Here is a 12,738-nt window from a genome sequence, read left to right as displayed (position 1 = left end):
ACCTATTGCCTATTGCCTGTTCCCTGTTCCCTAACCAATGACCAATGACAAATGACAAATAACCAATGACCAATGACTTAAACCTTCTAATTCTACAAGACTCGGCTCTGGCAACAGAACCAATCCTATCGCTATTATCTGAAGCTGGGCTGACGGTAACGTGGCAGCGCGTCAGTACAAAAGCGGAGTATTTGGATCACCTAAATCCCACCATTGACCTGATTTTAATCGACTATCCCTTAGCCGAATTTAATGGAATTGAAGCCATTTCCTATCTGCCAGAACGGAATCTGACTATTCCGGTCATTATCATTAGTCATAGTAAGCGTGTGTCTATTGCCGTTGATTATATGAAAGCTGGCGCAGCGGGCTATCTGCTTCACGAGCAATTAGCACAGCTTCCTCAAGTTATCAAGCAGGCATTAGAGGCAAAGGACTGGGAATCCCAGGATACAGTTAACTCTACGGATTTAAAGCAACAGTTGCAAGCCCAAACCGCAACCGTGGCGAAACTCTCACAACAATCCCAACAGGACAATCGAGAAAAGGAAAAGATAAAAGCAGCCCTTGTCAAAAGTGAGGCACAGTTTCAGGTTTTAATCTCCAAGAATCCGGATGGGATTATCGTCATAGACACCGGAGGTATTGTCCGGTTTATCAACCCAGCCGCCCTGTCCCTATTTAATCGTGAAGAAGACGAACTTTTAGGTCAAGTCTTAGGCTTTCCCGTTGTGGGCGAGGATAACACGGAAGTGGATGTGCGGACGGGAACTGGGGAAAATCGAGTGGCTCAAATGCGAGTGGTAGAAATTGAGTGGCAAGGAAAGAAAAGCTACCTGGTTTCTCTGAGAGACGTTACTGAACAAAAGCAGGTGGAACAAGAGAGGATTCAACTCTTAGAAAAAGCCGAAGCTGCGAACCGGATTAAAGATGAGTTTCTGGCGATTGTTTCCCATGAGTTGCGTACTCCCCTGAATCCAATTCTGGGCTGGTCAAAACTACTACGGACAAGAAAACTGAATCAGGATAAGATCGATCAGGCTTTAGAAACGATTGAACGGAATGCATCTTTGCAAGCTCAACTCATTGATGATTTACTCGATGTTTCGCGGATTTTACGCGGCAAGTTGAATCTGCAAACCTTGCGAGTAGACTTAGTGCGGGTGATTCAAGCGGCGATTGAAACCATGCGTTTAGCCGCCGCCGCCAAGTCGATTGAGATTGAAACCCAATTGGATTCAAGGGTGGGATTTGTGGCGGGTGATCCCAACCGCCTCCAGCAAGTGGTGTGGAATCTGCTGTCTAATGCGGTGAAATTTACCCCTAGAGGTGGACGGATCACGGTGCGATTACAAGGGATTGATTCCCATGCACAAATCCAAGTCAGCGATACCGGGCAGGGAATCAGTCCCGACTTTTTCCCCTACATCTTTGATTATTTTCGGCAAGAGAATAGTACCACAACCCGAAGTGTTGGCGGGTTGGGATTAGGGTTAGCCATTGTCCGCCATTTGATTGAACTGCACGGGGGGAGAATTGAGGCGGAAAGTGAGGGAATTGGAGAGGGCGCAACGTTTACGGTGACGTTACCCCTAATGTCAGAGTCCCAGACTCAGACAAAGAAGTCCGACTCAGACGGTGAGGGTTTAGATTTTACCGACGTGGGGATACTTTTGGTTGAGGATGAAGAGGATACCCTCGACTTGCTCACGATTATCTTAGAAAGCTATGGTGCAAGAGTTGAGGGCGTGACTTCAGCCGATGAAGCGCTGGCTGTATTCCCTCAAGTGCAACCGGATGTGCTAATCAGTGATATTGGCATGCCGGGAATGGATGGCTATGAGTTAATTCGCCAGGTAAGAGAACTCCCGCCCGATCGCGGCGGCTTAGTTCCAGCGATCGCACTGACGGCGTATGCGGGAGAAACGGATCTCGAACGGGCATTATCGGCGGGGTTTAATCGTCATATTTCTAAGCCAGTGGAACCGGATCAGATTGTGGATGCGATCGCGACTTTGATTCAGTGATAAAAACGCCGGAAACGATGGCTTTAACGGTATGGCATGTGCGATCGTCTTTTCCCCAACCCAGATAAATGAACCGTTGCGATCGTCTGAAAGGTTGCCTGATGTTGGTGAATGGGAAATCAGGTTTTGTTGTGTTTTGGTGTTTGTCCAGGGGATTGGGGCGCACGTCTATGCGCCCCTACGTTTGATTGGGGGAATGGTGGTTGGATTTAATCGGCAATTTATGATTATCGCGATCGCTGATAGGATGAGAGGGCGCACGTCTATGAGAGGAGGGCGCACGTCTATGCGCCCCTACGGATATCCTGATCAATTTTCCCTGTGACTATGAAATTTGATCCGCAAAAACATCATCGCCGTTCTATTCGCCTTAAGGGATACAATTACGCTCAACCTGGAGCTTATTTTATCACTATCTGTACTTACCAACGACAATGTTGGTTCGGAGATATCCGTGACGGCAAAATGTATCTTAACCAAATTGGTAAAATTGTTGCCCAAGAATGGATTCGCTCATGCCAAATTCGACCTAGCCTGCAATTGGATGAATGGGTAATTATGCCCAATCATTTCCATGGCATTGTCATTATTACCGACACCAACACCAACGGTAATCCCGTAGGGGCGCATAGATGTGCGCCCTTACCAACGCCGAAAAACCAACCCCTTAATCAATCCGTAATTCCCCAGCGTCAATCCCGTTCGTTGTCCTCGTTTATTGCTGGATTTAAATCCGCTGTCACCATCAGGATTAATGCTATCCGTCAAACCTCCAATCCACCGATTTGGCAACGAAATTATTATGAATCAATTGTGCGCGATCCAGATTCTCTTAACCCTGTCCGAGAATACATTATTAATAATCCCAAAATGTGGACGGATGACCCCGAAAATACCCACCTTGACTCAAACAGTCAACAATTTTTAATTGATTTGCCGTTCTGAATCATAAGACAATTGATTGATGGGATAGTGGGATAGTCGCGAGGGCGCATAGACGTGCGCCCCTACGTTCAAACGTTCAAATTAGATGCATGGGGAATTCGATTTAATCAGAATTTATTTGCCAGTCTGACTTGGGTTGCTTACACCAAAACCATCTTAGGCGCAAGCAATACCTCACCGTCTGATTCAATCACCTGAGTAATACCCAGAAATGTGCCATTTTCGTGGTGAACTCGCCGGATATTGGCAGAAGAATCAGTCGAGGCGTCTTGATATATAATACGTTGACCCTGACACCAACGACGAGCATCGTCTGGCGATAAAATAACCTTCGCTAAATGCTCTAACGCGGCTTCAGGTGGAATCGGAGTAAAGGTTTCGGCTTGTATCTGTGCTGCCAATTCCTCTAAACTCAAGCTATTCTCTAACGTAAATCCACTGCTTTGAGTCCGAATCAGAGACGCCAAGGTTCCACCAGTCTTAAGCACCTCTCCCAAATCACGGGCAATGGAACGAATATAGGTTCCCGCACCACAGGCGATCGCCAGATCCAATTCCGCCAATTCCCCTGGACGCCAATCTAATACCTCAATCTGATACACTTCAACCTGTCGCCTGGGAATTTCCGCCGTTTTACCCGCCCTAGCTAACTCATACAGCCGCTTTCCCTGAACCTGAACCGCACTGTACATCGGAGGAATTTGCTCAATTGTTCCCTGAAACTGTTGCAGTAACGGCACAATTGTCTCCAGGGTTAATCCAGAAGCAGAAGCCGTCGCCACAATATCTCCCTCTAAATCATCAGTTGTTGTCTTCACCCCCAACCGAATCGTCGCCTGATATGCCTTATCTGAGGTCATATACTGTAACAAACGGGTGGCTTTACCCAGTGCGATCGGCAGAACCCCTGTAGCCAATGGATCTAACGTTCCCCCATGCCCCACTCGCTTCAGCCGCAATAAACGCCGCACTTTCGCCACACAGTCGTGAGACGTGAATCCTGTGGGTTTGTTTAAACTCAAAAATCCTTGCATTTGTCAACACAGATTACACAGATAGCAATGACATTCTCCAGAAGACTCAATAGTGAATGACACAGATTAACAGCACTGACGGCGTATGCGGGAGAGAGGGATTATGAACGGGCATTATCGGCGGGGTTTAATCGTCATATTTCTAAGCCAGTGGAACCGGATCAGATTGTGGATGCGATCGCGAATTTGATTCAGTAGGGGTTTGGTAACCAAACCCCTACTCCCTTAAACCGTTACTGGAGTAGCTTTTAACTCAAAAATCTTCTCAATTACATCTTCAACCACCTTATCAGGTGTAGAAGCTCCAGAGGTTACACCGACAACAATTTCACCCTCGGGGAGCCAAGGTTCTGTCACCGTCATATCTTGATGCAGTACCTTGTGATCAATCCGATTTCCCGGACCAATTCGCTCGGCGCTATCGATGTGATAGGACGGAATTTTCCGTTCAATGGCAATTTGTTGCAGTTGCGTTGTATTGGATGAATTAAAACCACCAATCACAACCATTAAATCTAACCGTTCTTCCACCAACTCCAACATCGCATCCTGCCGTTCTTGAGTAGCATCGCAGATGGTGTTAAAACTCTGGAAATGCTGATTTAGCTGAACTGGACCATATTTTTTCATCATCGTGCGCTCAAACAGCTTGCCAATTTGCTCAGTTTCGCTTTTGAGCATGGTGGTTTGGTTAGCGATGCCAATATGCTCCAAATCCCGATCCGGGTCAAATCCCTCGGACGTGGCGCGGCTGAATTTTGCCATAAATTCGTCCCGATTTCCACCGTTGAGGATATAGTTGGCGATATATTCGGCTTCTTGTAGATTCAGCACCACCAAATATTTCCCAGCAAAGGAACTGGTAGCAATGGTTTCTTCGTGCTTATACTTGCCGTGGATGATCGAGGTGTATTCTTTCTTCTTATGTTTCTCCACCGTATGCCACACCTTAGACACCCAAGGACAGGTGGTATCGACAATCTTACAGTTTTTGTCATTGAGCAGTTGCATTTCCTGAACACTGGCACCAAAGGCGGGTAAAATCACCACATCACCCGCACCAACGACAGTAAAGTCTTTTGTCCCATCCTCAACGGGGACAAAGTTGACGTTCATCTTCTGTAGGCGCTGGTTAACGGAGGGATTATGGATAATTTCATTCGTCATCCAGATGCGCTCAGTGGGAAAATGTTGGCGAGTTTCATACGCCATCGCCACAGCGCGTTCCACACCCCAGCAAAAGCCAAATGCCTCTGCCAGGTGAATGGTCACATTTCCCCGTTTGAGTCGATAGTTATGATCGCGGATTTCTTGAATCAAGCTGCTTTGATATTGGGATTGAAGCTGAGTCGCCACCTCAGCCTCGTGACCAAATCCCTTACGGTGATAGTTGTCTGAACTATGGAGTGAACGTTTGAAGGCTTTTGTATCCATGAAACTTGTTTAGCAGATGAGTGTATACAATTGTTAATTCCTTTTGATCTTAAGACGAATCCGGTTTAGTCATTCGTCATTCGTCATTTGTCATTTGTCATTCATCGTTCGTCATTGGTCAAGTCGGGGCGGGTTTAGTTATATCAGGGTGCAAAGCAAACGTTAGCAGTAAAACCCGCCCCTACAACAGACTTTCCATCTCCCCCATCTCCCCTATCTCCCCCATCTCCCCCATCTCCCCCATCTCCCCCAGCTTCCCCATCTCCCTCACCCCATCCCTCGTCACAAACCGCTATCAAGAACAAGTTGATCCGTAACTTGTAGGGCATAGTGCCAAATTAAATAGCCTTGAGGATTTAGGTGCAAGCCGTCGGTACTCAATTCCATGTTCAGATTGCCTTCAGTATCGGCAAATAGGGGATAGAGATCCAGGTAAATGACATCTTCCGCCTCCGCGATCGCTTTCAATCGCTGATTAATCTCGACAATACGACTGTTGGGGATTTCCAGGAGGCGATCGCGCCCTTCCCAGGTGGCGTTTTCCCCACTATGGGGCAAAATGGATTGGACGATAATTTTGGCTTCAGGATGAGTGCGCCGCAGGTAGCGAATAATCAGCCGTTGGTTGGCTAAAATCGTCTCATCTCGGATGCCTCGAATCACGTCATTGATGCCAATCATCAAAAAGATAATCTCTGGTTGGGTTTGATCCAACACATCCAAGCGATTCAGCAATCCGGCTGTGGTTTCGCCAGAAATTCCCTGATTCAGCCAGGTTCGTTGCGTGGGTAGCATCTCATTGGGAAACCAGAGACTGATGGAATCCCCCAGCAGTATGGCTAAATTCTCCGGTTTTTGCTCCACCATCACTTGAGCTTCTTGTTCCAGCAGCGCCACCCACTGCTGGTAATTGAACTGGTGGCGGGGTCCGAGTTCAGGGATAGGGGTAGGGGTTGCTTCTGCTTCTGGAGTCGCATCAGTGGCTAGAGACTGGCTCACCGCAGACGGGATAGCTCCTTGGTACTGGCGCAGCAATACCCCCGCGATCGCTAGTACCAGTACGCCATTGACAGCGAGGGAGAAAACTGCCCAAGTTGGAAAGCTTTTCGAGGTTGTAGACACTTGTCTAGATACAGCATTGGCTCTCTCATCAGATTGTAGTCCGATTCCACTGGTGTCGATCATCCAAACCTAACAAAAGTAGGGACAATTCATGAATTGCCCCTACAGGATGGTTTTGGTAATCAACTGGTTTACCTAACCAGAAGCGCTCCCGTTAAACTTCCGAGCCGCGAGGAATATCAGCTGTACTACCACTGACGTTACCAAAGGAGCTACTGGTCAACACATCGGATTCCTTAACAAATCCACTGTAGGCTTCCATCCCGTGTTCACTAATATCCAAGCCATGGATTTCTTCTTCGGCATGTACTCGGAGTCCCGAGGTTGATTTCAGGGCGAACCAAACAATGGAACTAAATACGACAGTGAAACCGCCTACACAGAGGATACCCAGGAGTTGAACACCCAGTTGACCGAGTCCTCCCCCATAAATCAAGCCGAGTCGTTGACCCGCATCATTTTCAGCGAAGGTGAAGATACCAACAGCAATGGTGCCCCAGATCCCGTTAACTAAGTGGACAGAAATCGCACCCACGGGGTCATCGATATGGATATTGTCAAAGAAGGAAACCGCAAAAACCACGATAATTCCTGCAAGCAGACCAATTATGACGGCTGATAGATAGGAAACGGCATTACAGGGGGCGGTAATCGCCACTAAGCCAGCTAAGATGCCGTTAATAATCATCGACAGGTCAGGTTTACCATCTTTTAACCAAGAGGTAATCGTGGCAGAAATACCGCCAGCCGCAGCAGCCAGGTTTGTAGTTACGGCAATATACGGCACATTTTCAGTAGCAGCCAGTTCTGATCCAGGGTTAAACCCAAACCAGCCGATCCACAGAATCAAGCATCCCAGTGTAGCAATACTCATATTGTGACCGGGAATTGCATTGATTTGACCGTCTCTATACTTTCCTTCACGGGGTCCGAGAAAGGCAGCTCCCATTAACGCCGCCCAACCACCAACCGAGTGAACCACGGTTGAGCCAGCAAAGTCGGAAAAGCCTATTTCTCCTATGTCTCCTAGCCAACCACCACCCCAGACCCAGTGTCCGGTAATGGGGTAGGAGATTCCGGTGATCAGAAGACTGAATACGAGAAAGTCAATAAACCGAATCCGTTCAGCAACCGCACCCGAAACAATGGTGGCGGCGGTGCCAGCGAAGGCAGCTTGGAACAGGAAAAACACGGAGATCGGTAACCCAGTAGGAAATGGATCGAGTCCATAGGTTGCGGCATCGGTGCTGGTTAAGAAAAATCCACCTAAACCAATAAATCCAGTTCCTGCACCAAACATAAAGGAAAACCCAATTGCCCAAAATGCAACGGTGGCTAGGGCAAAGACAATCAGGTTTTTGGAGAGAATATTAACCGCATTTTTCTGACGACAGAATCCGGTTTCCAGCATCCCGAATCCGGCATTCATGAAGATCACCAGAATCGCAGCAATCAATACCCAGATGGCGTTTAACGTTCCCTGAAGTTGGGCAACAGCATCAGCGTCAACCGCCTCAGATTGAGCCACGGCTGCTGTATTCCAAACCACGACAATAATCGCCGTTAGCGGAATACAAGCCAGCCAGTAGGGAGAAAAGGATCGGGCTATGGTTTTCAAAGGGTCAAAATAGGGAGAATCCCAGAAGGAGGGGGAAACTCCTGGTAAATCAACTTGTCTAGTTTTAGGGGGAGACTTTTTTCGGTCGAAGGTTTTCTCGAACGTTCGTCTAGACATCATTTCGCTCTCTTTCCTGTTTTTCTGGTGGAACACATCCTAACATTGAGCTAAGAAGCGGTAAATAAAGTCATTGGAAGTATGACGTAGAAGAGGGGGTAAGTATCTGAGTATGACAGAACTCCGCGCCTATTTTCTTTGGTTTACTGCCAGCTTTTAAATAGTGCTGCCTGATTAAGGAATCGGGAGTTTTGGAAGTTGGCGTGTCTACGTTAGACAAAACCCTACAAATAAGTTGCCAGATAGTCAAGAGCCTCAATTCTTCTCAATAACGGGGTTCGTTATCTTTACGAAATTTTCAAATCTTCGATTTTTTGACTTGATATTTCTGTAACAAAATATACTTTTTGCCGGAATGACCTTTAAAATATATTGCGGTAGCCCCCTAGTGCAGCGCGGCAAAAATACTTGATCAGCTTCGTAGAAGATACGATGAAGCAGGGGGAGCCATGTAGAGACGTAGCATGCTACGTCTGGGAGCAGGGGGAGATGTTAGCTGTTCAGTTATTTCTGGCTTCTTGCACTAGCTCAGAGCTTTTGATTGTGCCTAAACCTGTTAATTTGACAAGGATTAAGATTCGAGTCAGACTGACAATTTACGTCTCTCAAAGAACTGATGAATAAAGATATAAAGATCCAGTCATTTTAAGGTCGTGAAGGGTCAAAACTTAATCTACGGCATTTGTGATAAATATTGCTGATATCCCGACTTTTCTAGCGCCGCTTGCTTATCCATAACGGATTGGGTTAAAGTCTGGCGATACTGTTGCACTCGTTCGAGTAACTCAGGTTGCTGGGATGCCAAAATCTGCACCGCTAACAACCCGGCATTTTTCGCATTGCCAATGGCTACGGTAGCGACAGGGATTCCACCTGGCATCTGTACAATCGAGTAGAGGGAATCTACCCCTTGTAAATGGCGAGTAGAAACAGGAACACCGATGACAGGTAATGGTGTCAGAGACGCCACCATACCGGGTAAATGAGCCGCTCCTCCCGCTCCGGCGATAATCACCTTGAGTCCACGCTGATGAGCAGTTTGGGCGTAGTCTACCATACGTTGGGGAGTTCGGTGCGCCGAAACGATCGCGACTTCACAGGAAACCTCGAATTCTTCACAAATTGCGATCGCACCCTGCATCGTGGGCAAGTCGGAATCACTGCCCATGATAATACCAATTTGGGGGTTGTCATTCGTCATTTGTCCTTTGTCCTTTTTGCCTGTTCCCTGTTCCCTGTTCCCTATTCCCTATTCCCTGAATTAAAATGACGCAGGATTAATGATAAAGAACATGATTATTATTAATGCACGAGTACCAGGTTATCAAGGGTTGCAACAGGTAAGGGTTGATGGGGAGGGAAAAATTTCCGCGATCGCACCCATGACTGATATCACCCCAGATGCCCATACACTCGATCTTACCGGGGATTGGCTTTCCTTAGCTGGGGTCGATTTACAAATTAATGGGGCGCTGGGTTTGGCATTTCCGGATTTGACGCTGGGGGATAGCCAGAAATTACAGCATATTTGCCAATTTCTGGGAAATCAGGGGATTGATGGGTTTTTACCCACCTTGGTAACCACCTCAATTGAGAAAATTCAACAATCGCTGGCGGTGATTGCTGATTTTTTAACCACCGCTTCCGATCAGACGGGAATGGCGCAAATCTTGGGGGTGCATTTGGAGGGACCTTTTTTGCATCCTCAAAAGCGAGGAGCGCATCCTCAAGCCTATCTCTTACCACTTACCTTAGAAAATGTCAAGCACGTTTTGGGAGATTATGGCAAACTGGTTAAAGTGATGACGCTAGCGCCGGAGTTAGATGAGACAGGTGAGGTAATTCATTATTTGCGTTCTTTAGGAATTACCGTAAGTTTAGGTCATTCCCTAGCAACGGCGGCTGAAGCCGAGGAAGCCTTTGCCTTAGGTGCATCGATGGTGACTCATGCCTTTAATGCCATGCCGGGATTACACCATCGCCAACCCGGATTATTGGGTGCCGCCATCACTCATCCGCAAGTGCGCTGTGGGGTGATTGCCGATGGACAGCATGTTTGTCCGACAATGTTACAGATTCTACTGCAAGCAAGTCGGGATGAAGCGGGATTGTTTCTAGTGAGTGATGCGTTAGCGCCGTTAGGATTAGGGGATGGGATGTATCCCTGGGATCAGCGTCAGATTGAAGTGAAACAGGGTACAGCACGATTAGCGGATGGTACATTGGCGGGAACTACGTTACCGCTATTGGTAGGAGTCCAGAATTTGGTCGAGTGGGGACTGTGTGAAATCGAGAGTGCGATCGCCCTAGCCACGGAGTCTCCTCGACAGGCGATCGGTTTACCTGGGATTGGAGTAGGACAACCTGCCAATTTGTTGCGATGGCATTGGCATGAGGACAGATCAAAATTGAGTTGGCAGCGTTTACAATTCAATGGATGATTTGTCATTAGTCATTAGTCATTCGTCCTTTGTTAAGTAAGGGATAACTCATAATTTATCCTTCATAATTCATAGTTGATATCATGTCCGCCTAAACAGTCATTATTCCCTTTTGCCTTGCAACCTTCCTCCTTCCCTTGGAGCCCTCTGCCCTCTACCCTCTGCCTTGTCTCAACCGATAGTGTAAGTATTCCACCGGACATGATATGAGATGTCTCACCTTATTAACCGGTTGATCAGGATGGGCGGGATTGGGGATCAATCGCTGATTTTGACAATCGACCAACAAATCTAATTTCTCTAATACAGTTTGACCAATCAGCACCTCATCACCCAAAACTAAGGCATCCTCCAATGTATCACGTCCTTGCCAATCAATTAGAACTCCAACGACGCCTACAGCTTCTGTTCGTCCATCAGCATAACCTGCTACTCGTTGAGCGCGAATGGTTAAACCAAGACACTGCACGACATGAATAGGAAGCACTGAACAGACTGCACCTGTATCAATCACGGCTTCTGTTTCGTACCCACGAATCTGATCAGCCGCTAGTTGTCCTCGCCGTACTAATTCGTCATCCGTTGGATTGGTGAGCTTGACTTTTGCTTTAACTTCACCCATGATTTTACCTATAACTTACTCAAAAAATATATCAGTTATCAAAACATTCCCTTTCCATTTTAATCGATTGTTTCCCTAATCTTCGCACTTCATTATTGCAGTTATACTAAGTTAAGTATACGGAAACCATTGTCACGTTTTGTGCTACATTTTGAAGTGCGGCGCTAGGGTCATTCAACGTCTCTACGTCTTGTTACCACCAACTTGGGTTAGTGAACTAACGCTCTAGCTCATGATAAAGTAATTAATCGTCCTAACTCCTCCATCCAACCTGACTCTATGAACACCGTTGATGATAAAACCGTAGTTAAAGACTATTTCAACGCCACTGGATTTGACCGTTGGCGGCGGATTTACGGCGAGGGCGAGGTAAATAAAGTCCAACTGGATATCCGTAACGGACACCAGCAAACCGTAGATACTGTTCTAAGCTGGCTCAAGGCGGATGGCAATTTAGCTGAGTTATCCATCTGTGACGCTGGCTGTGGTGTGGGAAGTCTCAGCATTCCCCTAGCCGAAGCTGGTGCGAAAGTCTTTGCCAGTGATATCTCCGAAAAAATGGTCGGTGAAGCCAAGGAAAAGGCTGGCGCTAGCTTGGCGAATTCTGACAAGCTTAACTTTGCCGTGCAGGATTTGGAAGACTTGAGTGGTAGCTATCACACGGTTATTTGCCTAGATGTGCTGATTCACTATCCCCAAGATAAAGCTGATCAGATGATTTCCCATCTCGCCTCTCTAGCCGAGTCACGCTTAATTCTTAGCTTTGCTCCCAAAAACATTGTATACAGTTTGCTCAAAAAAATTGGCGAATTGTTTCCCGGTCCTTCTAAAACCACTCGTGCTTACCTACACCGCAAAGCCGATATTATCAAAATATTGGAGCGTAACGGCTTTTCCATTCAACGCACAGGAATGACCAGTACCCAGTTTTACTTTTCTTACCTCTTAGAAGCAACCAGAAATTCCGATTAATTTATTCAGTTCATCTGACAAAACTCCGGCTCCCCTCTCCCACCCTCATGGAACCAAAAGCGAAGCATCCTTTGGCTTCCCCCATGGAACAAAAGCGAAGCATCCTTTGGCTTCCCCCATGGAACAAAAGCGAAGCATCCGCTGGCTTCCCCCATGGAACCAAAAGCGAAGCATCCGCTGGCTTCCCCCTTTTTAAGGGGGACGGGAGGGGGATCTATAAGGGGGACGGGAGGGGGATCTATAAGCTCACAAGGGTAGGTTTTTTATGGGGGTTTAGGTAAGACAAGGGAGACAGGTAGACCAGTAGACAAGGAAGAGTGAGAACGAAAAATAGGGCGTTTCGGCTTTTAGAAGTTAGTTTGACCGAACCGAATTCTGTACGGTTTTTCCCCCTTGTCTTCTTTCC

The 12,738-nt window shown here is 47.1% G+C and carries 12 protein-coding genes; 5 read left to right on the top strand and 7 right to left on the bottom strand.

Annotated elements, in window-relative coordinates; all coding sequences use genetic code 11:
- Window positions 1-65: 65 nt before the first annotated feature.
- Genes RIE73_RS16520 through RIE73_RS16510 form a run of 3 tightly spaced genes read left to right on the top strand, consistent with a single transcriptional unit; the run spans window position 66 to window position 2,972 of the window.
- On the top strand, window positions 66-2,027 hold the full coding sequence (locus tag RIE73_RS16520; protein WP_446402215.1) for a response regulator: 1,962 nt from the start codon (window positions 66-68) through the stop codon (window positions 2,025-2,027).
- Between the two features lie 31 nt (window positions 2,028-2,058).
- A complete protein-coding gene (locus RIE73_RS16515; protein ID WP_446402214.1) occupies window positions 2,059-2,352 on the top strand; it encodes a hypothetical protein in 294 nt (97 codons plus the stop codon).
- Window positions 2,353-2,354: 2 nt separating this feature from the next.
- Window positions 2,355-2,972, top strand: coding sequence for a transposase (locus tag RIE73_RS16510; RefSeq protein ID WP_446402229.1), 618 nt, complete (start codon window positions 2,355-2,357; stop codon window positions 2,970-2,972).
- Window positions 2,973-3,112: 140 nt separating this feature from the next.
- Here RIE73_RS16510 and truB read toward each other — a convergent pair whose 3' ends face one another.
- The 6 genes from truB to purE all read right to left on the bottom strand — a co-directional run bounded on the left by truB (window position 3,113) and on the right by purE (window position 9,498).
- Entirely contained in the window at window positions 3,113-4,006 is an 894-nt protein-coding gene (gene truB / locus RIE73_RS16505; protein WP_446402213.1) for a tRNA pseudouridine(55) synthase TruB, read from the bottom strand.
- 225 nt (window positions 4,007-4,231) lie between these two features.
- Complete coding sequence (locus RIE73_RS16500) at window positions 4,232-5,440, bottom strand: 4-hydroxy-3-methylbut-2-enyl diphosphate reductase (RefSeq protein ID WP_446402212.1); 1,209 nt, start codon at window positions 5,438-5,440, stop codon at window positions 4,232-4,234.
- Window positions 5,441-5,583: 143 nt separating this feature from the next.
- Window positions 5,584-5,739 (bottom strand): hypothetical protein, encoded by a 156-nt coding sequence (locus RIE73_RS16495; RefSeq protein WP_446402211.1) that lies wholly within the window; start codon window positions 5,737-5,739, stop codon window positions 5,584-5,586.
- Window positions 5,723-6,562, bottom strand: a complete 840-nt coding sequence (locus RIE73_RS16490) for a GDSL-type esterase/lipase family protein (protein ID WP_446402228.1) — start codon at window positions 6,560-6,562, stop codon at window positions 5,723-5,725. The genes RIE73_RS16495 and RIE73_RS16490 overlap by 17 nt, the downstream gene beginning before the upstream one ends.
- A gap of 154 nt (window positions 6,563-6,716) precedes the next feature.
- Window positions 6,717-8,300: an ammonium transporter gene (locus RIE73_RS16485; protein ID WP_446402210.1), complete on the bottom strand. Its 1,584-nt coding sequence runs from the start codon at window positions 8,298-8,300 to the stop codon at window positions 6,717-6,719.
- A 670-nt stretch (window positions 8,301-8,970) separates the two neighbouring features.
- Window positions 8,971-9,498, bottom strand: coding sequence for a 5-(carboxyamino)imidazole ribonucleotide mutase (gene purE, locus RIE73_RS16480; RefSeq protein WP_446402209.1), 528 nt, complete (start codon window positions 9,496-9,498; stop codon window positions 8,971-8,973).
- A 91-nt stretch (window positions 9,499-9,589) separates the two neighbouring features.
- Between purE and nagA the strand changes: the two genes are divergently transcribed.
- Window positions 9,590-10,738 (top strand): N-acetylglucosamine-6-phosphate deacetylase, encoded by a 1,149-nt coding sequence (gene nagA / locus RIE73_RS16475; RefSeq protein ID WP_446402208.1) that lies wholly within the window; start codon window positions 9,590-9,592, stop codon window positions 10,736-10,738.
- 154 nt (window positions 10,739-10,892) lie between these two features.
- Here the strand turns inward: nagA and RIE73_RS16470 are convergent, their stop codons facing one another.
- Window positions 10,893-11,360: a clan AA aspartic protease gene (locus tag RIE73_RS16470; protein ID WP_446402207.1), complete on the bottom strand. Its 468-nt coding sequence runs from the start codon at window positions 11,358-11,360 to the stop codon at window positions 10,893-10,895.
- Window positions 11,361-11,639: 279 nt separating this feature from the next.
- On the opposite strand from RIE73_RS16470, the gene bchM reads away from it, so the two are divergent.
- Window positions 11,640-12,332 (top strand): magnesium protoporphyrin IX methyltransferase, encoded by a 693-nt coding sequence (gene bchM, locus RIE73_RS16465; RefSeq protein WP_446402206.1) that lies wholly within the window; start codon window positions 11,640-11,642, stop codon window positions 12,330-12,332.
- The last annotated feature ends 406 nt before the right edge of the window (window positions 12,333-12,738 follow it).

This window comes from Coleofasciculus sp. C1-SOL-03, from assembly GCF_040220555.1.
In the GTDB taxonomy this organism is placed as follows: Bacteria; Cyanobacteriota; Cyanobacteriia; order Cyanobacteriales; family Coleofasciculaceae; genus Coleofasciculus.
The sequence above is the reverse complement of the archived record's forward strand: the minus strand, read 5'-3'. Positions and strand labels throughout refer to the sequence as shown.